Annotated in this window: 24 protein-coding genes and 1 pseudogene; 11 read left to right on the top strand and 14 right to left on the bottom strand. The window is 63.2% G+C overall.

What is annotated here, in order from left to right; genetic code table 11:
- The first annotated feature begins 424 nt into the window (after positions 1–424).
- Together RQH14_RS16300 and RQH14_RS16295 are read left to right on the top strand one after the other, a co-directional pair.
- Positions 425–1,174 carry an ABC transporter ATP-binding protein gene (locus RQH14_RS16300; RefSeq protein ID WP_311214205.1) on the top strand — a complete coding sequence of 250 codons (750 nt, stop codon included), beginning with the start codon at positions 425–427 and terminating at the stop codon, positions 1,172–1,174.
- An 8-nt stretch (positions 1,175–1,182) separates the two neighbouring features.
- On the top strand, positions 1,183–1,926 hold the full coding sequence (locus RQH14_RS16295) for an ABC transporter permease (RefSeq protein WP_311214204.1): 744 nt from the start codon (positions 1,183–1,185) through the stop codon (positions 1,924–1,926).
- An 82-nt stretch (positions 1,927–2,008) separates the two neighbouring features.
- On the opposite strand, the gene RQH14_RS16290 is transcribed toward RQH14_RS16295, so the two are convergent.
- The 6 genes from RQH14_RS16290 to dxr all read right to left on the bottom strand — a co-directional run bounded on the left by RQH14_RS16290 (position 2,009) and on the right by dxr (position 7,775).
- Complete coding sequence (locus tag RQH14_RS16290) at positions 2,009–2,740, bottom strand: hypothetical protein (RefSeq protein WP_311214203.1); 732 nt, start codon at positions 2,738–2,740, stop codon at positions 2,009–2,011.
- A 74-nt stretch (positions 2,741–2,814) separates the two neighbouring features.
- A complete protein-coding gene (locus RQH14_RS16285; protein ID WP_311214288.1) occupies positions 2,815–3,693 on the bottom strand; it encodes a GNAT family N-acetyltransferase in 879 nt (292 codons plus the stop codon).
- Positions 3,656–4,822 (bottom strand): flavodoxin-dependent (E)-4-hydroxy-3-methylbut-2-enyl-diphosphate synthase, encoded by a 1,167-nt coding sequence (ispG, locus tag RQH14_RS16280; protein ID WP_024820317.1) that lies wholly within the window; start codon positions 4,820–4,822, stop codon positions 3,656–3,658. Before ispG ends, RQH14_RS16285 begins: the two co-directional genes overlap by 38 nt.
- Positions 4,823–4,869: 47 nt before the next feature.
- A complete protein-coding gene (locus RQH14_RS16275; RefSeq protein ID WP_311214202.1) occupies positions 4,870–5,163 on the bottom strand; it encodes a YciI family protein in 294 nt (97 codons plus the stop codon).
- Positions 5,164–5,226: 63 nt separating this feature from the next.
- Positions 5,227–6,558 (bottom strand): site-2 protease family protein, encoded by a 1,332-nt coding sequence (locus RQH14_RS16270; RefSeq protein ID WP_311214201.1) that lies wholly within the window; start codon positions 6,556–6,558, stop codon positions 5,227–5,229.
- 32 nt (positions 6,559–6,590) lie between these two features.
- A complete protein-coding gene (dxr, locus tag RQH14_RS16265) occupies positions 6,591–7,775 on the bottom strand; it encodes a 1-deoxy-D-xylulose-5-phosphate reductoisomerase (protein WP_311214200.1) in 1,185 nt (394 codons plus the stop codon).
- Positions 7,776–7,879: 104 nt separating this feature from the next.
- On the opposite strand from dxr, the gene RQH14_RS16260 reads away from it, so the two are divergent.
- On the top strand, positions 7,880–9,340 hold the full coding sequence (locus RQH14_RS16260) for a lipase maturation factor family protein (RefSeq protein WP_311214199.1): 1,461 nt from the start codon (positions 7,880–7,882) through the stop codon (positions 9,338–9,340).
- Here RQH14_RS16260 and RQH14_RS16255 read toward each other — a convergent pair.
- Positions 9,311–10,420 carry a LacI family DNA-binding transcriptional regulator gene (locus RQH14_RS16255; protein WP_396136321.1) on the bottom strand — a complete coding sequence of 370 codons (1,110 nt, stop codon included), beginning with the start codon at positions 10,418–10,420 and terminating at the stop codon, positions 9,311–9,313. The genes RQH14_RS16260 and RQH14_RS16255 overlap by 30 nt on opposite strands.
- Positions 10,421–10,659: 239 nt before the next feature.
- Here RQH14_RS16255 and RQH14_RS16250 point away from each other — a divergent pair, with 239 nt between their 5' ends.
- The 6 genes from RQH14_RS16250 to RQH14_RS16225 are packed head-to-tail and all read left to right on the top strand — an operon-like array spanning position 10,660 to position 16,872.
- Complete coding sequence (locus RQH14_RS16250) at positions 10,660–11,979, top strand: extracellular solute-binding protein (RefSeq protein WP_311214197.1); 1,320 nt, start codon at positions 10,660–10,662, stop codon at positions 11,977–11,979.
- A gap of 4 nt (positions 11,980–11,983) precedes the next feature.
- Complete coding sequence (locus tag RQH14_RS16245; RefSeq protein WP_396136319.1) at positions 11,984–12,910, top strand: carbohydrate ABC transporter permease; 927 nt, start codon at positions 11,984–11,986, stop codon at positions 12,908–12,910.
- The gene (locus tag RQH14_RS16240) at positions 12,910–13,809 is read left to right on the top strand and encodes a carbohydrate ABC transporter permease (RefSeq protein WP_311214196.1); all 900 of its coding nucleotides are present in this window, start codon (positions 12,910–12,912) and stop codon (positions 13,807–13,809) included. Before RQH14_RS16245 ends, RQH14_RS16240 begins: the two co-directional genes overlap by 1 nt.
- Positions 13,810–13,840: 31 nt before the next feature.
- Positions 13,841–15,037 carry a Gfo/Idh/MocA family oxidoreductase gene (locus RQH14_RS16235; RefSeq protein WP_311214195.1) on the top strand — a complete coding sequence of 399 codons (1,197 nt, stop codon included), beginning with the start codon at positions 13,841–13,843 and terminating at the stop codon, positions 15,035–15,037.
- Between the two features lie 9 nt (positions 15,038–15,046).
- Positions 15,047–15,748, top strand: a complete 702-nt coding sequence (locus RQH14_RS16230; protein WP_311214194.1) for a ThuA domain-containing protein — start codon at positions 15,047–15,049, stop codon at positions 15,746–15,748.
- Entirely contained in the window at positions 15,733–16,872 is a 1,140-nt protein-coding gene (locus tag RQH14_RS16225) for a Gfo/Idh/MocA family oxidoreductase (protein WP_311214193.1), read from the top strand. Before RQH14_RS16230 ends, RQH14_RS16225 begins: the two co-directional genes overlap by 16 nt.
- A 73-nt stretch (positions 16,873–16,945) precedes the next feature.
- Here RQH14_RS16225 and RQH14_RS16220 read toward each other — a convergent pair whose 3' ends face one another.
- The 7 genes from RQH14_RS16220 to RQH14_RS16190 form a co-directional block, all read right to left on the bottom strand.
- Positions 16,946–17,824, bottom strand: a complete 879-nt coding sequence (locus tag RQH14_RS16220; protein WP_311214192.1) for a CoA ester lyase — start codon at positions 17,822–17,824, stop codon at positions 16,946–16,948.
- Positions 17,825–17,903: 79 nt separating this feature from the next.
- Positions 17,904–18,389 (bottom strand): MaoC family dehydratase, encoded by a 486-nt coding sequence (locus tag RQH14_RS16215; protein WP_311214191.1) that lies wholly within the window; start codon positions 18,387–18,389, stop codon positions 17,904–17,906.
- On the bottom strand, positions 18,386–19,138 hold the full coding sequence (locus RQH14_RS16210) for a CoA transferase subunit B (RefSeq protein WP_311214190.1): 753 nt from the start codon (positions 19,136–19,138) through the stop codon (positions 18,386–18,388). Before RQH14_RS16210 ends, RQH14_RS16215 begins: the two co-directional genes overlap by 4 nt.
- A complete protein-coding gene (locus RQH14_RS16205) occupies positions 19,135–19,953 on the bottom strand; it encodes a CoA transferase subunit A (protein WP_311214189.1) in 819 nt (272 codons plus the stop codon). The genes RQH14_RS16210 and RQH14_RS16205 overlap by 4 nt, the downstream gene beginning before the upstream one ends.
- Before the next feature lie 20 nt (positions 19,954–19,973).
- Positions 19,974–21,137, bottom strand: coding sequence for an acyl-CoA dehydrogenase family protein (locus RQH14_RS16200; RefSeq protein WP_311214188.1), 1,164 nt, complete (start codon positions 21,135–21,137; stop codon positions 19,974–19,976).
- Positions 21,134–23,305 carry a biotin carboxylase N-terminal domain-containing protein gene (locus RQH14_RS16195; RefSeq protein WP_311214187.1) on the bottom strand — a complete coding sequence of 724 codons (2,172 nt, stop codon included), beginning with the start codon at positions 23,303–23,305 and terminating at the stop codon, positions 21,134–21,136. Before RQH14_RS16195 ends, RQH14_RS16200 begins: the two co-directional genes overlap by 4 nt.
- 2 nt (positions 23,306–23,307) lie before the next feature.
- Positions 23,308–24,918, bottom strand: a complete 1,611-nt coding sequence (locus tag RQH14_RS16190) for a carboxyl transferase domain-containing protein (RefSeq protein ID WP_311214186.1) — start codon at positions 24,916–24,918, stop codon at positions 23,308–23,310.
- A 140-nt stretch (positions 24,919–25,058) separates the two neighbouring features.
- Between RQH14_RS16190 and RQH14_RS16185 the strand changes: the two genes are divergently transcribed.
- Together RQH14_RS16185 and RQH14_RS16180 are read left to right on the top strand one after the other, a co-directional pair.
- Positions 25,059–25,691 carry a TetR/AcrR family transcriptional regulator gene (locus RQH14_RS16185; RefSeq protein WP_311214185.1) on the top strand — a complete coding sequence of 211 codons (633 nt, stop codon included), beginning with the start codon at positions 25,059–25,061 and terminating at the stop codon, positions 25,689–25,691.
- Positions 25,692–25,770: 79 nt separating this feature from the next.
- Positions 25,771–26,737 (top strand): annotated as a pseudogene (locus RQH14_RS16180) (HNH endonuclease); the annotation flags it as partial.

Raw genomic sequence — 26,737 nt, 5'->3', positions numbered from 1 at the left:
GTCTACTAATCTACCGGGTGCCCACACACAGAAGAGCCACGCCGTCGCGTGTGGAAGCCCCTGGCCCCGACGGGCTGGTCATCCTGCGATGGCGTGGCTCAGCGGCCGGCCGGCCGCAGACTCTGTCCTGGGACTAGATCACCGTTCCCTCCAGCGGAACGGGATCACCTGCGGCTGGGAAGCATGGGTCACTGCCGAGCTCACGGATGGCGTGGGCGCCAACGACGCCCGTCAAGGTCTTGTTCATGTGTCCCCCCGATACCACCCGCACCCCAACGACACGGCTTGGGAAGAACCTATGTGATCGCAGACACATTTTCAAGGTTGGTGCCATACAGCGCATCAGCAGCATTGACCGTCCTGACCAGCGGATTTACCGTTGAAATCATCAGTTGGTGAATTACTGGAGGCCCCGGAGGCCCGCATGCCACCACGTCCAGCAGCCATTGAGGCCAGCGCCCTTCATGTCTCACGTGCGCGGACCACCATCCTTCGCGGCCTGGATTTCACCGTGGATTCCGGCCGGATTACGGGGTTGCTGGGTCCCTCGGGCAGCGGCAAGACAACCCTCATGCGGGCAATAGTTGGCGTCCAGCGGATCACGCGGGGCACCTTGACGGTCCTTGGCCTGCCGGCCGGAAGCGCGCCGCTCAGGCACGACGTCGGTTACGTCACCCAAGGCGCCAGTGTCTATCCGGACTTGAGCGTCGAAGCGAACGTCCGGTACTTCGGCGCCATGCACAGCGCGACGGCGGCTGACGCCGCTGCGGCGATTGACGCCGTCGGACTTCAATCACTGGCGCGACAGAAGGCGGCGGACCTTTCCGGCGGGCAGTTCAGCCGTGTTTCCCTTGCCTGCGCGCTGGTGGCACATCCACAGTTGTTGATCCTGGACGAGCCCACTGTGGGTCTTGATCCTGTCCTGCGCGCTGAACTCTGGGAGCGCTTCGCGGCCATGGCGGCCGCTGGAACAACTTTGCTGGTGTCCAGCCATGTCATGGAAGAAGCGTCGCATTGCTCATCGCTGCTCCTGCTGCGCGACGGCTTGCTCCTGGCCCAACTCACCCCCGCCGAACTCGCTGAGCGCGGCCGCAGCGCCGATTTGGAGCGGGCCTTCCTGACCATCATCAAAGCCGCTGACCGCGGCCAGGAAGAAAGCCCTGTGGCCCCATGAACCTCCGCATGACCCTCGCCACGACCGCCCGCGTCCTGGGACAACTGCGGCACGACCACCGCAGCGTCGCGCTGATCCTCGTGGTTCCCGCGCTTCTTCTGACAGCGGTTTATTTCCTCTTTGAAAACGAGACCTTGCCACCGGGATTCCCGCGCACCTTCGACCGTGTGGGCCTGATGATGCTGGCCATCTTCCCGTTCGTGGTGATGTTCCTGGTCACCTCCATCACGATGCTGCGCGAGCGGACGTCCGGAACGTTGGAACGGCTCCTGACCACACCCATCCACAAAGCCGACCTTCTGTTCGGCTACGCTGTTGCCTTCTCCATCATGGCCGCCCTGCAGTCCTTGGTGGCTACGGCTGTGGCGTATTGGATTTTTGACCTCGACATCAAGGGAAGTCCCGGGTTGGTGGTGTTGATCGCTGTGATCAACGCAGTGCTGGGCGTTGCCCTCGGCCTGCTGTGCTCGGCCTTTGCCCGCACCGAGTTCCAGGCCGTGCAGTTCATGCCCGTGGTTGTCGTCCCACAGATCCTGCTGTGCGGCTTGTTCGTGGCCCGGCAGGACATGAACGACGCCCTGAGTGGCATCGCCGGTGCTTTGCCGTTGACATTTTCCGTGGAGGCACTGAAGGAAATTGCCGGGAATGCAGAAGCCACGGCAGCGATGTGGCAGGACGCCGCCGTGATGGGCGGGATCGTGGTGGGTGTCCTTGTCTTGGCCTCGTTGACTTTACGCCGACAGACGCGTTGAGCCTGCCGCAGCCAGCAGCACAGGCCGTAGTGAACCCAAAAACGGCCTGTGCTGCTACACAGTTGGGTGCTGCTGACCGGTGTTACTTAATCAGCGCTGCGGCCTGGTCCATGAGTGCCCCGGCAGCTGCTGCGCCGCCGTCTTCGGCGTTCTTGCCCGAGGCTGTGGCGGAAATGAGGACGCCGTCCTTAATGGCAGCGGCCATCAGGGTGGACTGAGTCTGGCCGTCCGGGAGGGTCATGGTGGTCTTGATGCCCAGTGTCCCGGGTACTGAACCGATGCCGTCGAACTTTTCCGTCTTCATGGTCATGGTGGTGCCGGCCATGGACATCGACATGTTCGCGCACGTGGTGATCTGGTCTTCGTTGCTCTTGACGTTGTTCTCCAGCACGTCCTTGGAGACGCCGGATGCCAGGGTCACACTGGAAATGACGCCGGAAGCGGCGTCGATTTTTGCACCGCTGGCGCCGGTGGCGCCCTCGATCGGCTGCGAAGCGCCGGCCATGGCCAGGTCCTTGCACTCGGCCGGCTCAATGTTCATGGAGCCCAGCAGCTCCTTGAGTGGGTCCTGCTGGCCGGCGAGGTCGTCGACGGAGGAAACCATCAGCGCCGTTCCGTCGGCAGCCTTGATCTGCTTCACCAGGTCCGTGAGTTCCTGGGTGGTGTACTGCCTTGCCTGGGCGGGCGCAGGTGCCGGCGTCTCACTGGCAGGAGCTGATGCAGCATCCGTAGAGGTACCGGCACCGCCACACGCGGTGAGGCCCATGACCAACAGTCCTGACACGGCAAAACCGCGCAGCGCATTCTTCTTCATTTGTTCCCCAAGGAAGTTCGAGTGATGGCTGGCGTCCGCCAACCGGGACAAGACTACAAGTTTCCGGCAGGAGCCTAAAAAAGGACCGTCGCGAACGTGCCCACTTGCTCGAAGCCCACACGCTCGTAGGTGGCGCGGGCTTTGGCGTTGTAGTCGTTGACATACAGGCTCGTCACCGGGGCAAAGGTCTTTGAGAGATTCACGACGGCGGCCATGTAGCCGGCGCTCTGGCCGCGTCCCCGGAGTTCCGGATTCATCCACACACCCTGGACCTGGGTCACGTCCGCCGTGACGGCACCGAGTTCAGCTTTGAAGACCACCGTGCCTCCGGCGTCAATGTGGACCAAGGAGTGCCCCTGCCGGATCAGTCCGGCCACCCGCCTGCTGTAGAACTCCTGGCCTCCGAGGAAGGGAGAATAACCAACTTCTTCCTCGAACATGGCTGCGCAGGCCGGAAGGATGCGGTCGAAGTCCTCCATGGCACCGAAAGTCAGGGCTGGATTGGCGCCGATGGCCGGTCCTCCGGAGATGGTCAGGAGGGGTTGGCGGGACCGGATCTCGTGGGCGGCATGGCCCAGTTGTTCAAAACGCGAATAGAGGGCCAGGACGGTGTCGGCGGGGCCAAAAATGGAAGCGTAGCGGCGTCCTGTTTGATGGGCCGCCGTGGCTGCATACCCGGCCAAGGCGGGATCCAGTTGCACAGGGACAAGGTTGGCCCCGGCCCAGCAGGCACCGAGGAGCGTTTGATCGTGGAACACACCGAAAATACTGGCACCACCGCTGGTGGGCGCAGCCGTGCCCGTGCTGTCCAAATGGGCCAGGATAAAAACGTTGGCCACCGCGTCTTCGCTTGCCAGCGCGCGCAGAGCCAGGGTGTCGGCTTTGCCGAGCACCCTGACTCCCAAGCCGTTCTCGTTACGAGACGCTAACCACGGGGCTACCCTTGACAGCATCTTCGCCATCGGCCTCCCCCATCTCTTCGGCGATGCGCATGGCCTCTTCGATCAGTGTCTCAACAATTTCACTCTCAGGCACAGTCTTGATGACTTCGCCCTTCACGAAAATCTGGCCCTTGCCGTTTCCGGAGGCCACGCCGAGGTCTGCTTCGCGGGCCTCACCGGGTCCGTTGACGACGCAACCCATGACGGCGACGCGCAGGGGAATCTCCATGCCTTCCAGGCCGGCCGTTACCTGCTCCGCCAGCGTGTACACATCAACCTGCGCACGGCCACAGGACGGGCAGGAGACGATTTCCAGCTTGCGGGGGCGCAGGTTAAGCGACTGCAGGATCTGGTTTCCCACCTTGATTTCCTCCACCGGCGGCGCCGAGAGGGAAACCCGGATGGTATCTCCGATACCGCGGGACAAGAGGGCGCCGAAGGCGGTAGCGGACTTGATCGTGCCTTGGAACGCGGGCCCGGCCTCGGTCACACCGAGGTGCAAGGGCCAGTCGCCCTGCTCGGCCAGCATTTCGTACGCGGCCACCATGATGACGGGGTCGTTGTGCTTGACGGAGATCTTGAAGTCATGGAAGCCGTGTTCCTCGAACAGGGACGCTTCCCACACAGCGGACTCCACCAGGGCTTCCGGCGTTGCCTTGCCGTACTTTTTCATGATGCCCGGCTCCAGGGAACCAGCATTGACGCCGATCCGGATGGACGTGCCGTGGTCCCTGGCCGCTGCCGCGATTTCCTTGACCTGGTCATCGAACTTACGGATGTTGCCCGGGTTCACACGAACAGCCGCGCATCCGGCCTCAATGGCCGCGAAAACGTACTTGGGCTGGAAGTGGATATCGGCGATCACGGGGATCTGGGACTTGCGGGCGATGATGGGAAGCGCTTCGGCGTCATCCGCCGAAGGACACGCAACACGCACGATGTCGCAGCCGGATGCCGTCAGTTCAGCAATCTGCTGAAGAGTGGCGTTGATATCCGTGGTGGGCGTCGTGGTCATGGACTGAACGCTGATGGGCGAATCAGAACCAACACCAACGGACCCCACCTTGATCTGCCGCGTCTTACGGCGCGGGGCAAGGACGGGGGGTGGGGCTGCTGGCATTCCCAGGCTGACCGAGGTCACGTGGACTCCTTGGATTGGGGTGGATCGTTGTGGTGGAGGACGCCCGGCTAGGACGCGTGGGCTGCCAGGACCCCGATGATGGGGGCCCATTCTGTAGTGCGGATGCCGGCAATCACGCCAGCTTCGGCAAACGGATCCTGCTTGAGGAGGTCGTTGAGCCCGGCTTCATCCGCGGACTTGAAGATCAGGAGGGCACCGGCACCGTCACCGTACGGGCCGCTGGTAAGGAGCTTGCCTTCCTCGGCCAGTTCGCCCAGCCAGGCGCGGTGTGCGGGGCGGGCTTCGTCGCGGAGGGCGCCGGAGTCGGCGACGTATACGTACTCAACAGCGAAAACAGTCATGGTGATAGCCTATCCCGCCTGATCCGCCGGAAATATTCGTGCGCTGCCGAAAATGGTCATGGCTCAGCCGAAGATGTTCACGGGCTTCACGATGTCCGCGTAGATGAGCAGGGCGCCCATGGCCATCAGCAGCGCAGCCACCACGTAGGTCAGCGGCAACAGTTTCGCGATGTCGAACGAGCCCGGATCGGGCTTGCCCCGCAACCTGGCCAGTTGGCGCCGTGCGCCCTCGTACAAAGCCCCGGCCACATGGCCGCCGTCGAGGGGAAGCAAGGGGATGAGGTTGAAGATGGCCAACGCGAAGTTCAGCCCTGCAAGCAGCCCGATCAGGGTTCCGATGCGGGCCTGCATCGGCACCTGTTCCATGGCCGCGACTTCGCCGGCTACCCGGCCGACGCCCACTACGCTGATGGGGCCGTTCGGATCCCGGGGCTCCTCGCTGAAGGCTGCTTTCGCCACTCCGGCCACCCTGGCCGGCAGGTTGAAGATCACACCGGAAATTTGTTTGATGTTCTCCCCCGCCATGGGGAGAACGGCCGACGCCGGTTGGGGAACCAAGGCGCTCTGGGCGCCGATCCCGAGGAAGCCGACCTCCTGGTATTGCAGAACTCCGTTGGCGTCCTGCGCCTGGCGTCCATCGGAGCCAACCACGGGACGGGAGGAGAGCACCGGGGTCACGGTGGTCTCCACGGGAGAACCGTTGCGCTGCACGGTGATGGCCACATCCTTGCCTGCCGAGGCACGGATCCAGCCGGTCAGTTCCTCCCAACTGGTGACGGTCTTCCCGTCGAAGGACGTGATGGTGTCGTTCGGCTGCAGTCCTGCGGCTGCTGCCGGTGTGGGTTTGCAGTCCGCTGAGTCCGGGTCCACGGTTTCGCCCGCGGCAACCTGGCATTTGGAAACGTCCGCGATGGTGGTGGTCGCCTGCGCCGTGCCGAAGCCCATGAGCAGGACGGCCAACAGGATCAACCCGATGATCATGTTCATGGCGGGGCCACCGAGCATGACAATGATCTTTTTCCACACGGGCAATTTGTAGAAGACGCGGTTTTCGTCCCCCGGCCCCACTTCTTCGTGCGCCATGGAGCGCGCTTCGGTGGCCAGCGTTTGGAACATCCCCGTGCTGGACGGGCGGACGGCGCCGTCCACCTTGTTGGGTGGGTACATGCCGATCATGGAGACGTATCCACCCAGTGGAAGGGCTTTGAATCCGTACTCCGTCTCGCCCTTCTTCCTGGACCAGAGGGTGGGGCCGAAGCCGATCATGTATTTGGTGACGCGGACTTTGAAGAGCTTCGCCGGCACCAGGTGGCCTACCTCGTGCAGCGCGATGGAAACGGCGACGCCGATGGCGACGAAGACGACTCCGAGAATGAAGAGAAGGACGGGACTCATGCCGGTGGGACTGCTTCCATAAGGGTTCTGAGCTACAGGGCGCTGCTGGCTAAACGATCAAGGGTGCGGGCGCGTGCCCACTTCTCAGCATCCAGCACGGACTCCACCGTTAGCTCGGAGGAGCCTGAATGTTCACTGAGGACGGACTCCACGGTATCCACGATGTCCGTGAAGCGGATACGCCCGGCGTGGAAGGCATGGACGGCCTCCTCATTGGCGGCGTTGAATACCGCAGGGAAGGTGCTGCCTTGTTTGGCGGCGTCCTTGGCCAGGTCCACGGCGGGGAATGCCACGGTGTCCAGGGGCTCGAACGTCCAGCTGGTGGCCTTGGACCAGTCGCAGGGCTTGGCAGCGTGCGGGACGCGATCCGGCCAGCCCAGTCCCAGCGCGATAGGCAGGCGCATGTCCGGGGGTGATGCCTGGGCAATGATGGACCCGTCGACAAACTGGACCATGGAGTGGACCACCGACTGGGGGTGGACCACCACGTCGATCCTGTCCAGGGGAACATCAAACAGCAAGTGCGCCTCGATGACTTCCAGGCCTTTGTTGACCAGGCTGGCGGAGTTGGTGGTGACCATCAGGCCCATGTCCCAGGTGGGGTGGGCCAGCGCCTCCTGAGGCGTGACCCCGTGAAGCTGATCGCGCGTGCGTCCGCGGAACGGACCGCCGGAAGCCGTCAGGATCAGCTTCTCCACTTCCTGTTCGGTCCCGGACCGCAAGCACTGGGCGATGGCGGAGTGCTCAGAGTCGACGGGCACTATCTGTCCCGGCCGGGCAGCGGCCTTGACCAGGGCACCGCCCACGATCAGTGATTCCTTGTTGGCCAGTGCCAGAGTGGCGCCGGTGCTGAGCGCGGCCAAGGTAGGTGCCAGGCCAATGGAACCGGTGATGCCATTGAGGACAACGTCGCATTCAATGGCTGCGATCTGTGTGGAGGCATCCGGGCCGGCGAAGATCTGCGGCGCAAAATCCGGCACCCCCGCAGCCGAGGCTGCCGCGTCAATCAGTTGCCGCAGGACCGAGGGATCTCCCTGGGCAATGCCCACAGCCTGCGCCCGGGTGTGGACCGCCTGCCGGGCAATGAGTTCCAGGTTCCCTCCACCTGCGCTGAGCGCCACCACCTCAAAACGGTGCGGGGCAGCATCGACAACGTCAATCGCTTGTGTGCCGATGGAACCGGTGGACCCGAGGATGACGATCTTGCGCGGCTGCATGCTCCAAGTATCCCAGCCAGTAACGCGGGCGGCGAACAGAGCGGGGACGATGCTGGGAAACCTACATCGCTTGACCATCCACAACCCGCGCGTACGGTGGAAAGGTGGAGTGGCTGTCCTGGTTTGATGCGCGGGACTATGAATTCGCCCGGCAGGTGTTGCAGCGCGGCACGGCTGCGCTGTATCTGGTCGCCTTTCTTTCCACCATGAACCAGTTCCCGGCACTCCTCGGCGAGCGCGGGCTGTTGCCGGTGCCGGCTTTCCTGGACATGGCCCGCAGACTGGCCAGGCCCACCCTCTTCCGTTGGTTCTACTCCGATGCGCTCCTGAAGTCGGTGTGCTGGGCGGGGATCGGCGTAGCTGCCTTGCTTGTGATCGGCCTCCCCCAAACGGGCCCTCCATGGCTGCCCATGCTGGCATTCCTGATCCTGTGGTTCCTCTACATGTCGATCGTCAACGTTGGCCAGACGTTCTACGGCTTCGGCTGGGAGATCCTTCTTCTCGAGGCCGGGTTCACCGTGGCCTTCCTCGGATCGGACCAGACTCCCCCGCCCACCACCATCCTGATCCTCATTGCGTGGCTGGTTTTCCGGCTTGAGTTCGGGGCGGGCATGATCAAGATCCGCGGCGGCCGCGAGTGGCGCGACATGACGGCAATGTTCTACCACCATGAGACACAACCCATGCCTGGCCCGCTCAGCAGGCAAGCACATCTGCTGCCGCGTCCGTTGCACAAAGTGGAAGTGGCGGGCAACCATTTCGCGCAACTGGTGGTGCCGTTTTTCCTCTTCGCGCCACAGCCCCTGGCCGGCATCGCGGCAGGCATCATCATCGTGACCCAGCTGTGGCTGGTGGGCACCGGGAATTTTGCCTGGTTGAACTGGGTGGCGATCGTCCTTGCCTTCGCGGCCGTCAGCGACCCCCTCGCCCATGCGGTCTTTCCGTTCATCCCGCTGGAGTGGCACCAGGGCGCCGATACCCCGGTGTGGTGGCTCGCCGTCGTCGTGCTGGTGACTGTGGTGCTGCTGGTGTTCAGCTACCGGCCACTCCTGAACCTGTTCTCCCGCCGGCAGCTCATGAATGCCAGCTTCAACCGTTGGCGTCTGGTCAACGCCTATGGGGCGTTCGGGACGGTCACCAAGCAGCGCATCGAGATCGTGGTGGAGGGCACTACCGCTGAGGACCCGGACGCTCCTGATGACAGTTGGCTGGAGTACGGCTTCAAGGGCAAGCCCGGCGAGGTGCGGCGGCTGCCGCGGCAGTGGGCGCCGTACCACCTAAGGCTCGATTGGCTGATGTGGTTCCTGCCCCTGCGGACTGTCCATGAGGACTGGTTCTACGCTTTCCTGGACAAACTGTTGGAGGCAGACAAACCCACGCTTGGGCTGCTTCGCCATGACCCGTTCGACGGCGAACGCCCCCGTTGGGTGCGCGCACGCAGCTACCTGTACCGTTTCGCCAGCCGTGCGGAGTTCCGCGAGAACGGCGAGCGTTGGGTGCGGGTGTTGCTGTATGACGCCGTTGGGCCCGTGCAGCTAGTTCCGCGACGCCGCTTTCTTTCGTGAGCGCAGATCCACGGGGGGTGCCGTGGATTCCCGGACCACCAGGTGGGTTGCGAGTTCCACGCGCCGGGAGTCGATGTCTTCGCCCTGCATCTGGCGAAGGATGAAGTTCAGCGCCGATCGCCCTATCTCCTGAAGCGGCTGGCTCACGGAGGTGAGGGGCGGTGTGGATTCTTCGGCCTGGTAGGTGCCGTCGAACCCCACCAGGCTCATTTCCTCGGGGATGCGCACGTCCTGCCTGCGGGCCTCGGCCAGGACGCCCATGGCGATGCTGTCGCTGCCGGCAAAGACTGCCGTAGGTGGATCCTCCAGCGCCAGCAGGGACTTGAAGGCGGCGGCCCCGGTCTCGGGCCGGAACGGGCCTGCCGAAACGTATTCGTGTTCAACCGCGATTCCTGCGGCCATGAGCGCGGCCATGTAGCCGTGCAGCCGGGCTTGGCTGCATTCGGCGGTGGCAGGTCCGCCGATGAATGCAATCCGTCGGTGCCCCAGCCCCAGGAGGTGCGTCGCGGCGGCTTTCCCACCGGCCCAGTTGCTGGCGCCCACACTGAACAGGTCGGCTGGGGGCGGGTTGAGGGGGTCGATGACCACGATGGGAATCTGACGCCGTTGGAAGGCTTCCAAGTGGGCTGTGCCAAAGGCTGAGGTCACCACGATCATCCCGCTGCGGCCTTCATCGACCATGCGTTGGGCCCGTTCTTCCGGACCCAACGGAGGCGCCGCCTGGAGACCCGTCACCGACAGGATCACTTCCATGTCGGAGACGTTTGCCTGCTCCATGATCCCCTTGAGGACTTCCATGTTGTAGGCCGAATTGAGGGAATCAAAAACCGCTTCGACGGTCCGCTGCACCGGATTGCTTTTGCGCTGGAGGGGAGATTTATAGCCTGTGCGCTGCAGTGCCGCCAGCACCCGGGCACGCGTGGCTTGGGCTACGTCCCCTCGTCCGTTGACCACTTTGGAGACCGTGGGTACAGATACTCCCACCTCCTGCGCGACGGCAGAAAGGGTCAGTTTGGAGGGTCGATCGTCGATGCTCACAGTTATCGCTTTCGAAAAGTTTCGGTTGCAGATAGTGTGCATTGCCGTCGGTACGCTCGTCAACATGGGCTCAGGGTCGTGGCAGTTACTGGATACTGGCCCTTGACGGTGACGTGCCTCACCGCTAAGTTTGGTGGGCACTTCCGAAAGGACCTTCGAAACATTTCGAAAAGTCAGCGGAAAGGGACGATCGAAGCTGATCCCCACCACCGCGGAGTGCGGCTTTTACACGAACAACCGGGCCATCAGCGTCGAGCCCGAAGGACGAATGGAAACTGCACATGAATAGTCTCAAGTTGCGTACCGCCGGAATGGCCGTTTCTGCAGCCGCATTGTCGATCGCACTCGCAGCCTGCGGGTCCTCGGGTCCGGCCGGAACAGGGGCCTCTGGAGACTCGGCATCCATGTGGGGCCTCACAGGCGGTGACCAGCCCGTTGTCCAGGCTGCCGTGGACTCCTGGAACAAATCACACCCCGATTCGGCCATCAAGCTCGACTTCTTCGCCAACGATGCCTACAAGACCAAAGTCCGCACCGCCGTCGGAGCCGGCCAGGGACCTACCCTCGTCTACGGCTGGGGCGGCGGAGTCCTCAAGTCCTACGTTGATGCCGGCCAGGTGGATGACCTCACGGGATTCCTCAAGGAAAACCCGGAAGTCCAGAACCGCTACCTTCCCTCCATCCTGGAAAGCGGCGTGATCGACGGCAAGACCTACGCCCTCCCCAACAACAAAGTGCAGCCCGTAGTTCTCTACTACAACAAGGAAGTCTTCGACAAGATCGGCGCCGAGGCACCCAGGACCTGGGACGAACTCATGGCACTGGTGCCCAAGTTCAAGGCCGCAGGCGTGGCACCCTTCTCCTTGGGTGGGCAGTCCAAGTGGCCGGACCTCATGTGGCTCGAATACCTGGTGGACCGCATCGGCGGCCCGGAAGTGTTCGCCAACATTGCCGCCAACAAACCCGGCGCCTGGTCCGATCCCGCGGTGATCGAAGCACTGACCAAAATCCAGGAACTGGTGGACGCCGGCGGCTTCATCAACGGGTTCTCCTCCATAGCTGCGGACAGCAACGCCGACCAAGCCCTGCTCTACACCGGCAAGGCCGCCATGATCCTGCAGGGCAGCTGGATCTACCAGGGAATGAAGAAGGACGCAGCGGACTTCGTCACCAGCGGCAAGCTCGGATACACCCCGTTCCCCACCGTCGAGGGCGGCAAGGGCGACCCGGCCAACGTAGTGGGCAACCCCACCAACTTCTGGTCCGTTTCCTCCAAAGCCACCGAAGAACAGAAGAAAACGGCCCTTGAGTACGTCAAGGACGGAATGTTCACCGATGAGAACGTCCAAGGCCTCATCGACTCAGGAGCCGTACCTGTAGTCACCGGTATCGAAGACAAGCTGGCGGCATCCCCCGACAAGGACTTCCTGACCTATGTCTATGGGCTCGCCAAAGATGCACCGGACTTCACCCTGTCCTGGGACCAGGCTCTGAGCCCCGCGCAAGGCGATGCCATGCTGGCCAACCTGGACCAGATCTTCCTGAAGAAGATCACCCCGGAACAGTTCGCTTCCACCATGAACGCAACGATCGGAAAGTAGCCCGGTGTCGTCCACTACTGCGCACCGCCGGACCGCCCGGGTACAGCCGTCCCGACGGACCCTTGAGAAGGGTCCGTCGGGGTGGCTGGCCGCCCCGGCGCTCGCGTTCTTCATGCTGTTCGCCATCCTCCCGCTCCTGGGAGTCCTGTTCCTGAGCTTCACCCGCTGGGATGGCCTGGGCGAGATCAAGCTCGACGGCCTGTCCAGCTGGAACACCGTCCTGGCCGATCCTGTGACGGGCAACGCCCTGCTGGTCACCGCCAAGATCATGTTCTTCTCCTTCATCGTCCAGGCACCCATCAGTCTCTTGTTGGGCGTCTTCACCGCAGCAAACCAGAAGTACCGTGCCGCGTTGGCCGTTTTGTACTTCGTTCCGCTGTTGCTCTCCTCTGCCGCTGTGGCCATCGCCTTCAAGGCCCTGCTGGACCCGAACTTCGGCCTCGGCCCCGGCTTGGGTTTGCCGTTCCTGGCGCAGGACTGGCTGGGCAACTCCGATCTGGTCCTGTTCGTGGTGGTCTTCGTCATCGCCTGGCAGTTTGTTCCGTTCCACACCCTGATCTACCAAGGCGGCGTCCGCCAGATCCCCGCCTCCCTCTACGAAGCCGCGCAGATCGACGGCGCCGGCCGCGTGCAGCAGTTCGTCAACATCACGCTCCCCCAGCTGAAGTACACCATCATCACTTCCTCCACCCTCATGCTGGTGGGATCCCTGGCGTACTTCGACCTGGTGTTCGTGCTGACCGCAGGCGGCCCCGGCTATTCCACCAGGCTGTTGCCGCTGCACATGTACCTCACCGGTTTCAAAGCCAACGACATGGGCGCGGCGAGCGCGCTGGGAGTCATTCTGGTAGTCATCGGGCTGGCCCTGGCACTGTTCCTTCAACGACTCGGCGGCAAGAACCGCAACGCCAGCCAATTGGAAGGTGCGTAATGGCTTCCACCACACAACTCCCCACAGCACCGGCACCACTGCCTGAACCGGCGGCAGCCCGCCGTCGTCCGCAGAAAACGGGCCGCTCGCGGCCCAACTTCCTCGGCGGACTGGGCGGCTGGCTCTGGCTCGCAGTCATCATCGTGCCCGTGTACTACGTGGTGATCACCAGCTTGAAGAACCAGGCAGGCTTCTTCACCTCCAATCCCTTGCTGCCACCGGCGGAACCAACGCTGGATAACTACAAGTTGGTGGTGGAGAACGAGTTCGCCAAGTACTTCACCAACAGCCTGATCGTGACGGTGGGCAGTGTGGTTCCAGCCCTCTTTGTGGCCTTTATGGCGGCGTACGCGATCGTGCGCGGCAAGGGGAAGTTTCTGGGTTGGACCAACAACGTCTTCCTCCTGGGCCTGGCCATTCCCCTGCATGCCACGATCATCCCGATCTACTGGATGATCACCAAAGCCCACATGTACGACACCTTGCTGGCACTCATCCTGCCCTCGATTGCGTTTGCCATCCCCATTTCCGTGCTGATTCTCTCCAACTTCATGAGGGACGTGCCCAACGAGCTTTTCGAGTCGATGCGGCTGGATGGCTGCTCCGACTGGGCCATGATGTGGCGCCTGGCGTTGCCGATGACCAAGCCTGCTGTCATCACGGTTGGCATCTACAACGCACTGCATGTATGGAACGGCTTCCTGTTCCCGCTGATCTTGACCCAGAGCCCGGACACACGCGTTCTGCCGTTGTCGCTCTGGACCTTCCAAGGCGAGTTCAGCGTCAACATTCCTGCGGTGCTCGCCTCGGTTGTCCTGGCAACGCTCCCGCTGCTGGTAATTTACGTCGTTGCACGGCGCCAACTGCTCAGTGGCCTGACCGCCGGTTTCAGCAAATAACTGGCTGCTGCCAGTAAGAAAGGGACCACATATGACACAGCCACGACCCTTGCGCGTAGGCATGGTGGGCTACTCATTCATGGGAGCCGCCCACTCCCACGCCTGGCGGACAGCGCCCCGCTTCTTCGACCTGCCGCTGAGGCCTGAATTGACTGCCGTGGCCGGCCGCAACGAAGCCGGTGTCCGGGCAGCAGCCAGCAAATTTGGTTGGGACTCAACCGAAACCGACTGGCGTCGCCTGATAGAGCGCGACGACATCGACCTCATTGATATCTGCACGCCGGGCAACACCCACGCCGAAATCGCCATCGCCGCTCTTGAAGCGGGAAAACATGTCCTCTGCGAAAAACCCCTGGCCAATTCCGTGGAGGAAGCGGAGAAGATGACGGCAGTGGCCCAGGCAGCAGCCGACCGTGGGGTGCTGTCCATGTGCGGATTCAGCTACCGCCGCACGCCGGCCTTGGCACTGGCCAAGCGGATGGTCGACGACGGCCGGCTGGGCGACATCCGCCACGTCCGCGCACAGTATCTGCAGGACTGGTTGAGCGACGCGGATGCGCCACTGACCTGGCGGATGGATAAATCCAAGTCCGGCTCCGGTTCACTGGGCGATATCGGCGCGCACAGCATCGATGCCGCACAGTGGATCACCGGCCTGAACATCAGCGGCGTCTCGGCCTTGCTGGAGACATTCGTCAAGGAACGCCCGGCGGGCGGAGATTTTGTGGGGCTGGGCGGCCACGGCGGCTCTGACGGCCCCAAGGGGCCGGTCACCGTGGACGATGCTGCGCTGTTTACGGCACGTTTTGAGGGGAGGCACGACGCCGGTGCCGGCGCCGGCCCGATCGGCATCTTCGAAGCTACCCGGTTTGCCCTGGGCCGCAAGAACGCCATGCGCCTGGAACTGAACGGTACCAAGGGATCCCTTGCCTTCGATTTCGAGGACATGAACTCCCTCCAGTTCTACGATGCCGCCCTGGAACCGGACGCGGGCTTCCGAAAAATCATGGTCACCGAGCCTTCCCACCCCTACGTCGGCAACTGGTGGCCCACCGGCCATGGGCTGGGGTACGAGCACGGCTTCACGCATCAGGTGGTGGACCTCGTGACCGCCATCGGGGCCGGTGAGCAGCCGTCGCCGTCGTTCGCTGACGCTCTGCAGGTCCAAAAGGTTCTGGCCGCCGTCGAGGCGAGCGCGGATAACTCAAGCCGCTGGCAGAAAGTCTGAAAGGAAAACATGACAAACAAGAACAAGACAGCGTTGGTGGTCCGAGGCGGTTGGGACGGCCACCAGCCGGTGGAGGCCACCGAACTGTTCATCCCCTATCTCAAGGACAACGGCTACGACGTCCGGGTGGAAGAATCCCCCAAGATCTATGCCGACTCCGAGTACATGGCGGGCGTGGACCTGATAGTGCAATGCATGACCATGACGACCATCGAGAAACACGAATTCGAGGGTCTCCGCGCTGCGGTCGAAAACGGCACGGGCCTGGCCGGCTGGCACGGGGGCATCGCCGATTCCTACCGAAACAACTCGGACTACCTGCACCTGATCGGCGGCCAGTTTGCCTGCCACCCCGGCAAGCACGCGGACGAGCGGATCGGCGAGCAGTCCGACAACTACGTCCCCTACACGGTGAACATGCTGCCGGGTGCGGCCGACCACCCCATTACGCAGGGAATCAGCGACTTCGACCTCGTCACGGAGCAGTACTGGGTCCTGTCCGATGACTACATCGACGTCCTGGCCACCACCACGCAAAAAGTGCGCGAATGGGATCCGTGGAACCGTGAGGTCACCTCGCCTGCCATCTGGACACGTCAGTGGGGCGAAGGCAGGATCTTCGTCTGCACTCCCGGCCACCGCGTGGAAATCCTCCAGGACAGCAACGTCCGCACCATCATTGAAAGGGGCATGCTGTGGGCGTCCCGATAACCCCGGCCAAGGAGTTCGGCACCGATGCGCCGCTCAACGTTGGAGTGATTGGCTGTGGCGCCATCATCGCGCAGTACCTGACCAACTTCCGCCGGCTCGATTCCATCAACCTGGTGGCCGTCGCAGACCTGGACCCGGCCAGGGCGCAGGCCGTCGCCGACTCCTACGAGGGCGTCCGGGCACTGACCGTGGACGGACTCCTCGGCGCCGAGGACGTGGATCTGGTCCTGAACCTGACCATCCCTGCGGCCCATGCCGACATCGCGCTGAGATCCATCGCCGCCGGCAAATCCGTGTACGGCGAGAAGCCGCTGGCTGCCACCACGGCGGAGGCCCGGGACGTCCTGTCCGCTGCCGCAGCGGCTGGAGTTGCAGTAGGGTGCGCCCCTGACACTGTGTTGGGTACGGGGATCCAGACCGCCCGCAAGGCAATCGACGACGGCCTGATCGGGGCGCCCGTTTCCGCCACGGCCACCATGGCAACTCCTGGCCATGAGCGCTGGCATCCCAACCCTGACTTCTATTACCAGCCCGGCGGTGGTCCCCTGCTGGACATGGGACCGTACTACGTCTCGGCCCTGGTCACCCTGTTGGGTCCGGTGGTGTCGGTGGTGGGGGCTGCCAGCCATACCCGGAACGAACGCACCATCGGTTCGGGCCCGCGGCAGGGACAGACGGTACCAGTGGACATTGACTCGCACGTCACCGGCGTCCTGGTCCATGCATCAGGGGCTTTGTCCACCCTGTTCATGAGCTTCGACGCCGTCAAGACCAAGAGCCCCAACATCGAGATCCATGGTGAAAGGGGCTCCTTGATCGTCCCGGACCCCAACCACTTCGACGGCGATGTACAGCTTTTCGCGCTGGGCGCCGGGGACTGGGAGACGCTCCCCGTTTCGGCCGGCTACGTGGACTCGGGCCGCGGCTTCGGAATCGCCGACCTCGCAGCTACCCCTGCGGGCCAGGAACCCCGCGCGGGCGGACAACTGGCCTTCCACGCGCTGGAAGTCATGGAATCGGTGCTTGAATCGGCCAAAAGCGGGAAGGCGGTAACCATCACGAGCGAGGCAGCACGGCCAGCCGCCGTTGAACTGACGGCCCTGTCGACGCCGGTACGCGCCTAGCGCTCTGACCGCCCGCCGAGGTGGCAGTTAATGCCCATGTCGTCGACGGACATGGGCATTAACTGTCACCTCGCTAGGTGCCTGTGCCTTGAAAGGGGTGCCCGGCCCGGCGGAGTGTCGCTTGGGCGTGCTTAAGGATGGGCCAGTCGATCATCTTGCCCTTGAACTGGAACACCCCCGTGCCCGCGGCTGCCGCTGCGTCCAGGAGTTCGGTGGCTTCGGCCACCACCTCCGCGGAGGGAGCGTAGGCCTCCCGCACTACGGCCACTTGGTTGGGGTGGATGCAGGCCTTGGCACCGAATCCACTGGCTACGGCATCGTGGGATTCTGCCAACAACCCTTCAAGATCCGGGATGTTCACATACACGGAGTCGATGGCTTCCTTGCCCGCTGCCTTTGCGGCGAGCAGCACGGCGGACCGTGAGTGCAGTGCGACAGCCCGGTAGCCGCCGTCGTCGTTCCTGCTGGAGAGCCCGCCCAGGGAAGCCAACAGATCCTCAGCACCCCACATCAGTCCCACGGCGTTCGGCTCGGCCGCAATGGAAGAGGCATTGACGATGCCCGCTGCTGTCTCGCAGAGCGCAATGACCTGGTAGCCGGCCAGGGCCTTGAGTTGGTCCGCATTTTCGGCCTTGGCCAGCATGACGGTCCGGTAGGGCGTCTTCGCCAGCGTGTGGAGATCGAGCTCGAACTCAGGGGTCCCCACAGGGTTCACCCGGATAATAGTGCTGCCCGGATCCAGCTCGCCGGCACCCAGCTGCTCAAGAATCGCTTTGCGGGCCTGGGGCTTGTCCGTCGGCGCTACTGCATCCTCGATGTCCAGGATCACGGCATCGGACCGGTCGGCTGCCTTCCTGAAACGCTCCGGCCGGTTAGCTGGACAGAACAGGAGGGCCGGACCCATGGTGAACGGCAGAACCGCTGAGGGAGACGACGGGTCGGGAGAAGGCATGCGGATTCCTAGCTTGTAGTTCTGGCAAGGGACTGGAGCGGCTCTATGGCTGTGCTGTGTTCCGTGGCGGCGCTATGTTCTAAGTCTGCGTCGTGTGCGCTTCCTTGGTCCACATCAGGCACGTCCGGGTGGCCAACGCCACCACCGACCCATCCTGGTTGCGGCCGGTGTGCTGCATGGTCACCACGCCTTGACCGGGTCGGGAGGACGATAGCCTCTTTTCCGTGATCACCGTTTCCGTGTACAGGGTATCGCCGTGATACAGCGGGTGCGGAAAGGTGACGTCGGTCAGTCCGAGTTGCGCGATGATTGTCCCCTGGGTCAGCTGGGTCACCGACTGCCCCACCATGGTGGACAAGGTGAACATGGAGTTCATGAGCCGCTGCCCGAAGGGCTGGGTGGAACTCCACGCCGCGTCCAAGTGCAGCGCCTGGGTATTCATGGTCATGGTCGTGAAAAGAACGTTGTCGGCTTCAGTAACGGTCCGCCCGGGCTTATGGGCGTAGATCACGCCCTCTTCGAGTTCGTCGAAGTACAACCCCCGCTGCTCAACAACCCGGGTCATACGGTGAGCTCCTGGTCTTCCTCGAACAGGTCGGCTCCGGTTGCTGCGAGGACGTCCTCAAGAGTGACGTTGGGGGCCAGTTCGCGAAGGACCAATCGAGGGTCACCTTGGTCCTTGACGACATCGATGACGGCCAGGTCGGTGATGATCCGGTCCACGCACCCTTTACCTGTCAAGGGCAGCGTGCAGTCCTGAACAATTTTCGGTCGGCCGCTTCGGTCCACGTGCTCCATCATGACAATGACCTTCTTGGCACCGAACACCAGGTCCATGGCGCCGCCCATGCCCTTGACCATCTTGCCCGGAATCATCCAGTTGGCGAGGTCCCCATTGGCAGCCACCTCCATGGCTCCCAGCACAGCGACGTCCACGTGCCCGCCGCGGATCATGCCGAAGGACGCCGCCGAATCGAAGAACGCGGCCCCCGCATTCGTGGTGACGGTTTCCTTGCCGGCGTTGATGAGGTCCGGATCAATCCTGTCCTCCGCAGGGTAAGGACCGACGCCCAGGATCCCATTTTCGGAGTGCAGGATGACCTCCACGCCGTGGGGAATGTAGTTGGGGATCAGGGTGGGCATGCCAATACCAAGGTTCACGTACTGACCGTTGGTGAGCTCCCTGGCGACGCGGGCGGCCAGTTCGTTGCGGGTCCAGCCTTTGGCCTCGTGATGTTCGACGTCGGCGCGACGGTACTCGTGCCGGACGGCTTCCGGGCGGGGCGGGATGTCGTGGAATGTGTTGTCGCTCATCGTTCCGCTCCTGCCTGGCTTGCGCCCGCTTGGCTTGAGTCAGCCTGGCTTGCGCCCGTAGTGGGGGCCAGCGCCACAGTCCGCTTTTCTATCCGCTTCTCGCTGGAGGTCGCCAGCACCACCCGTTGGACGAAGATTCCCGGCGTATGAATATGCTCAGGGTCAAGCTCCCCGGGTTCCACCAATTCCTCCACTTCGGCAATGGTGGTCTTTGCCGCCATGGCACAGAGCGGGTTGAAGTTCATGGCCGTTGCATGGAACACAAGGTTGCCGTGCCGGTCACCCTTCCATGCATGAACCAACCCGAAATCCGGAGTCAGTGACTCCTCAAGGACGTAGTCGGCGTCGTTGAAGGCGCGGACCTCCTTCGGCGACGAGGCCAGCGCAACGTTCCCATCGGCGTCGTACTTTTGCGGAAGCCCACCCTCCGACACCTGGGTTCCCACACCGGCCTTGGTGTAGAAGGCCGGGATACCGGCGCCACCGGCGCGGAGCTTCTCCGCCAAAGTTCCCTGCGGGGTGAGGACGACTTCCAGCTCCCCCGCCAGGTACTGGCGCGCAAATTCCTTGTTCTCACCCACGTATGAGCTGATGGTGCGGCGGATGCGACCGTCCTTCAGGAGAATGCCCAGGCCCCAGTCGTCCACGCCGCAGTTGTTGCTGACTGTCTCAAGATCAGTGGTGCCTTGGCTGTGAAGGGCCTCGATCAGGGACACGGGAATACCACAGAGGCCGAACCCTCCCACAGCCAGAGAGGCGCCGTCCGGGATGTCCTTTACCGCTTCCGCGGCGCTGGCAACAACCTTGTCAATCATCCTTGATCCTTCCCGTACGGTTACAGACCCAGCTCGCGGGCGATGAGCATCAACTGGACCTCGGTGGTGCCTTCCCCGATTTCAAGGATCTTGGAATCGCGGTAATGGCGCGCCACTGTGAATTCATTGATGAAACCATAGCCGCCGAACACCTGGGTGGCGTCCCGCGCGTTGTCCATGGCTGCCTCGCCTGCGACCATCTTAGCGATGGCCGCTTCGGTCTTGAACGGCTTACCTGCCAGCATCCGGGAGGCGGCATCGTAGTAAGCAAGACGTGCGGTGTGGGCCCTGGCCTGCATCCGGGCGATCTTGAACTGGATGGCCTGGTACTTGCCGATGTTCTGTCCGAAGGCGCTGCGTTCCTTGGCATACTTCACGGACAGGTCCACACATCCCTGGGCCGCACCGGTGGCCAAGGCAGCGATGGCGATGCGTCCCTCATCAAGGATGGACAGGAAGTTCGCATAGCCGCGGCCTCGCTCGCCCAGGAGGTTCTCTTCGGGAACGCGGACGTTGTCCAGGGTCAGCGGGTGCGTGTCCGAGGCGTTCCATCCCACCTTGTTGTACGGCTTTTCCGCCCTGAACCCGGGCGTGTCCGTTGGTACCAGGATGGTGGAGATCTCCTTCTTGGTGCTGCCGTCCGCGTTCTGCTTCCCGCCCGTGACTGCAGTGACCGTCACCAGGGTGGTGATGTCCGTGCCCGAGTTGGTGATGAACTCCTTGTTGCCGTTGATGACCCACTCGCCGTTTTCCAGGTGGGCGTTGGTTTTGGTGCCGCCGGCATCAGACCCTGCTTCGCGCTCCGTCAGGCCGAACCCGGCCAAGGACCGTCCGGACGCCAACTCCGGCAGCCATTCTTCCTTCTGCGCGTCCGTTCCGAAGCGGTACACCGGCATGGCGCCCAGCGAGACACCGGCTTCGAGTGTGATGGCCACCGACTGGTCAACGCGGCCCAGCTGCTCCAATGCCAGTGCGAGGGCAAAATAGTCGCCGCCCATTCCGCCGAACTCCTCAGGGAAGGGCAGGCCGAACAAGCCCATCTCCCCCATCTGCTTCACAACCTCGTAGGGAAAGCTGTGCTCTTCGTCATGCTTGGCGGACACGGGAGCCACAACCTCGTCGGCAAACTCGCGGACGGAGTCGCTGAGGTCCTGGTACTCCTCGTTGAGTTCAAAGGTGCTCATGCTTGGATTTCCTTGTCTGTGCTTGTGGTCTCTGCGTCCACGTGAATGGTGGCGAGCACCTGGTCGGCCTTGACCAGGTCGCCGGGTTTGCTGGTGAGGTGGACGGTTCCAGCGACGGACGCCACCAGATGATGCTCCATCTTCATGGCCTCGACAGCCAGGAGCACTTGGCCCTCTTCCACCATCTGGCCATCGGCAACCGACACCGACACCACCGTTCCGGGCATCGGCGAGCGCACTTCCGGGTCCGCTGCCCCTTCATCGCGCTGGATGCCCGCAAGCATCCGCCGCAGACGCCCGGCACGGTTCAGGACCTCGAGCCTGCAGGACCAGCCATCGGTGCCGAGGTGGATTTCACGGACAGTGCCCAGCCCGCTGACACCGTTTTGCCCTCGTGGCACCACGCCAACCGCGTAGGTGACAAGGCCGCCGTCGAACTCCAGGACAATCCCATCCACGCGGCGGTCCGCTACCCGGACGTTGACCGGCTGCCCGCCGTCGATGCTTGCCGTGACGGTACCGTGCTCTTCGGTGACGGACACCGTGGCAACGCTGCCTCCGGGAATCCCCAGCGTGGCAGTCCAGGCACCCCGGGCACCAACACGCCAGGAGTCCGGTGTTGCCCAGGCGTCCCCCGCCGGCGCCGATCCCGTGCGCTCCAGCCACAGCGTGAGGGCGGCAGCGATCAGTTCGTCCGAACCTGCGTGCCGGAACGACATCGACGGAAGTTTGCGCTCGATCAATCCGGTATCCAACTGCCCGGCGCGGACCTCGGAATCGTTGATCAGCAACCGCAGATACTCCACGTTCGTATCCACCCCAAGAAGCGTGTACCGGCCCAGCGCAGCGTCAAGGGTATCCAGCGCCGCCATCCTGTCCTCACCCCATGCGATGACCTTGGCCAGCATGGGATCGTAGTCCCCTGTGATCTCCAGGTTGTCGCGCATGGCGGAATCGATCCGAACGTTCGCCTGCGCCTGTTGCCGGCCCGAAACGGTTGCGTCCGCGGGACCATGCTCTGCGAGCGCCACGATCCTACCCATCGATGGCATGAAGTTCCGCTCCGGGACCTCGGCGTAAACCCGCGCCTCCACGGCGTGGCCTTGGAGGACGACGTCGGACTGCGCCACGGTGAGCACCTCACCGGCGGCGATCCTCACCTGCCATTCAACGAGGTCGATGCCGGTGACCATCTCAGTGACAGGATGCTCCACCTGAAGGCGGGTGTTCATCTCCATGAAGAAGAACTCGTCGGGGTGCTCGTCGGACACCAGGAATTCGACGGTACCGGCACCGCTGTAGTTGACCGAACGGGCCGCGTTGCAGGCCGCCTCGCCAATACGGGCCCTCTGCTCCACGCCGTCGGGCAGTGACTCAAAAAGGGCCGACGGCGCTTCTTCGATGACCTTCTGGTGGCGTCGTTGGAGTGAGCACTCGCGCTCGCCGAGGTGGATCACATTGCCGTGGTTGTCCGCCAGCACCTGGACCTCGATGTGCCGGGGCGTGCTGATGAGCCGTTCCAGGAAGAGAGTGTCGTCGCCAAAAGCGGATGCAGCCACGCGCCTCGCTGTGACGAGCGTGGACGCCATGTCCTCAGCCCGTTCCACCACGTGCATGCCTTTGCCGCCACCACCCGCGGACGGTTTGATCAGGAGGGGGAAACCTACCGCTGCTGCAGCATCGATCAGTTCCTGGTCGGTAAGTCCTGGTTGTGCGATGCCGGGAACGCAGGGCACGCCGTAGGTCATGACGTGGTTCTTGGAACGGATTTTGTCGCCCATGACGTCAATGGCATTGATTCCCGGCCCTATGAAGGTGATACCCGCGGCGTCAAGCGCCTTGGCGAACTCCACATTCTCGGACAAGAACCCGTAGCCCGGGTGGACCGCTTCAGCTCCGGTGCGGCGGCACGCGTCGATGATGGCGCCGATCTTCAAGTAGCTTTCGGCTGGTGCCGTGCCACCGATGGCGACGGCGGTATCGGCGAGGGCCACATGCCTGGCGTCTTTGTCTGCGTCCGAGTACACAGCGATGGAGCGTATGCCCATCTCCTTCAGTGTCTGGATGACGCGGCAAGCGATCTCGCCGCGGTTTGCTACGAGGACAGCGCTGAAGGTTCGGGCAGCGATGGCCGGGGTGGGTGGGGCTGTGGTTGTTGGCAGGGTCATGGTCACATCCTGAAGAGACCGAAGGAGGTCTCCGGCAGTTGTTGGCGGGAGACAACGTCCAGGGCCATCCCCAGGACGCGCCGCGTGTCGGCGGGATCGATGATGCCGTCGTCCCACAGGCGGGCAGTGGAGTAGTACGGACTTCCTTGGTCCTCATACTGTTGCTTGATGGGGGCTTTGAAGGCTTCCTCATCCTCGGTGGACCATTCCTGGCCGGCCGCCTCATACTGGTCCCTTTTGACTGTTGCCAGGACGCTCGACGCTTGATTTCCGCCCATCACGGAGATCCGGGCGGCCGGCCACATCCAGAGGAACCGCGGCGAGTACGCGCGGCCGCACATGGAATAGTTGCCCGCTCCGAAGGAACCACCGATGACCACCGTCAGCTTGGGTACCCGGGCTGTAGCCACTGCGGTGACCATTTTGGCGCCGTTCTTGGCGATGCCGCCTTGCTCGTAGTCCTTGCCCACCATGAAGCCTGAGAGGTTCTGCAGGAAGATCAAGGGAATGCCGCGCTGATCGCAGAGCTCGATGAAGTGGGCGCCCTTGAGCGAGGACTCGCTGAAGAGGACGCCATTGTTGGCCACAATGCCCACGGGGTGGCCGTGCAGGTGCGCGAACCCGGTCACCAGAGTGGTGCCGTAGTTCTTCTTGAACTCGTGGAATTCGGAACCGTCCACAAGCCTCGCGATGACTTCGCGGACGTCGTACTGTGCATTGACGTCCGTGGGAACCACACCGTAAAGCCCTGAAGGATCGACGACGGGCGGCAGGACGACGTCGAGTATGTCCCATGCCGGCTGCGCCGGCTTCGGTAACGTGGCCACGATGTCCCGAACGATCTCCAGCGCGTGCTGGTCGTTCTCGGCCAGGTGGTCGGTGACCCCGGAAATCCTTGAATGGACGTCCCCGCCGCCCAGTTCCTCGGCGGTGACGATCTCGCCAATCGCGGCTTTGACCAAGGGCGGGCCACCCAGGAAGATGGTGCCCTGGTTACGGACAATGACCGTCTCATCGCTCATGGCCGGCACATAGGCGCCACCGGCCGTGCACGACCCCATCACGGAAGCGATCTGCGGGATCTTGGCCGCAGACATCTTGGCCTGGTTAAAGAAAATCCGGCCAAAGTGCTCCTTGTCCGGGAACACCTCGTCCTGCTTGGGCAGGAAGGCTCCGCCTGAATCCACGAGGTAGATGCACGGGAGCTTGTTCTCCAAGGCGATTTCCTGGGCCCGTAGGTGCTTTTTCACCGTCATGGGATAGTAGGTGCCGCCCTTGACTGTGGCGTCATTGGAGATCACCAGGACATGGCGGCCATGGACCAGGCCAACGCCCGCTATGACCCCGGCACCCGGGCAATCGTCGTTGTACATGCCATTGGCAGCCAAAGGAGCGATCTCCAAGAAGGGGCTGCCGTCATCCAGCAGATAGTCAATGCGTTCCCGCGGCAGAAGTTTCCCCCGGGCGATGTGTCGCTCACGCGACGCGGCCGGACCACCGAGGGCCGCCGTCGCCAGGCGTTCCTTCAGTTCTGCCACCAGGGCCAACTGCGCCTCGTGGTTGGCTTCAAAGGTGCCGCCGGCGGTTCCCATCAGGCTGGCAATTGTCTCCATTGACCCCTGTCCCATTCCCGGCCACAGGCCATTTCGGTTAGTGCCTCGTAACTGAAATTTAGGTTAGTCTTTATTAACTGTGATGTCCAGCACGGCAAATCCCGCAAGTATCGGGTCAGCCCTGGCGCCAAGGAGGAAAAGTGACCGGAGGTCCGGAAGCAAGCAACAACGGCACCCGTGCCGCCGCCACGCAACGGGGGCAGGCCAAGGAACTCCGACGATTGGCGTTGTTGTCCGCTGCCGCGGGACTTTTTGCGGAGAACGGTTTTACCCGCGTGTCGCTTGAGGATCTCGGCGCCGCAGCGGGCGTCAGTGGACCCGCCGTCTACCGGCACTTTCCCGGCAAGCAAGCGGTCCTCGGCGAACTTCTCCTCAGCGTCAGCCGGGACTTGCTGGACGGTGGATTACGGGTGGTGTCAGAGTCGGGCGATTCCCTGACCGCCCTGAAGGGGCTGATCCAGTTCCAGGTTGACTTCGCGCTCAGCAATCCCGACGTCATCCGCGTCCAGGACCGGGACTTCGGAAGTCTCAGTGATGCCGACCAGGCAGAAGTCAGGTCCCTCCAGCGGAGTTACGTTGAAACGTGGGTGGACGTCCTTGCCCGCATCCATACCGACGCCGATGTCCCCGGCCTCCGCGTCCGGGCGCACGCAGCCTTTGGCTTGATCAACTCCACACCCCACTCGGTGCGCCACCACGGCAGGAAAATTGCCGCAAAGTCAGCCAGGCCCATCCTGGAACAGATGGCGTTGGCTGCTCTCACTTCGGCATGACTGTCTTGTTTTTTCGGGTGCCTGCGGACGTCATCCATGGTCAGCTAATAATGTCGTACCCCCCTGACATGATGTTTTTATGGAAGATCAAGGGCAGTTGACAGCACTGAAGGGGGAATTGTCCCCTGCTGTCGCTGCCCTGTCCGCCGTCCGGTCACGGCGCTCCTTGAGCATGCCGGACTTGCTGAAGGCCGGGTTCAAGGATTCGACAGCGCCCGTCACCTGGGTCGGCCACTTCCACGGCGCTGGGCTACTAAAGGGCAAGACCAAGTCCGCCCGGGCTTCATCGCATACCAACCCCGGCCCGGCCGACGTTTCGGCCCAAAATACGGGATCGATCCCTAAACCACAGCGGAATCCCCGGACCAGCCAGGGCTCCAAGCCTGCTCAACCAGTCCAACGTTTCGACACCCAGCGTCCGGACCCCAACGCGGCTGGCGGGCTGGACCTGAAGGCGCTTCTTACCCACAGCGCGGCACTTCTGGACACTGCCCGCCGGTCCGCTCCCGGCGAGGCTTCCCTGTTTGGGTTCGAAGACGCGGCTGACTTTGCCGGCAAGGTCGAGGACGTCTCACGGGTACTGGAGTACCTCCAAGTTGTTGCTGCCCGCGCGGTGGAACGGGCCCGGACCGAAGCACTACGGGCCGGTCCGGGGTCCTCGGCAGCAGCGCCGGAATGGCGGACAGGCTGGACAGCACCGCAGCTTGGAACCGACGCCGCGGCAGCTTCGCTGATTAGGACGGGAACTGCCAGTGCTCCGGCGCCCGATGGTGAAGCACGCTGCACCCCTTCCGTGGGTGGCGAGGCTTCCGTGGCAGGAACAGGATCAGCTAGTTGGGGTTCCGCGGCCAAGGCCAGTGTTTTGGATGACGGGTACCGGAACGCGGCCGAGTTCTTGCGGGCACGGTTGAGGATCGGCATCGGCGAGGCCAAACGCAGGCTCGCCCTCGCCCCCGAGGTCCTCCCCCAGACAGGGATCGCCGGGCAGGAGATCCCGGCCCGCCGCGACATACTGGCACAAGCGGTTGGTTCCGCGCTGGTGCCCT

The sequence above is a fragment of the Arthrobacter sp. WCS2018Hpa-7 genome (assembly GCF_031843805.1).
Lineage (GTDB): Bacteria > Actinomycetota > Actinomycetes > Actinomycetales > Micrococcaceae > Arthrobacter.
This window is presented reverse-complemented; position numbering and strand designations above follow the sequence as displayed.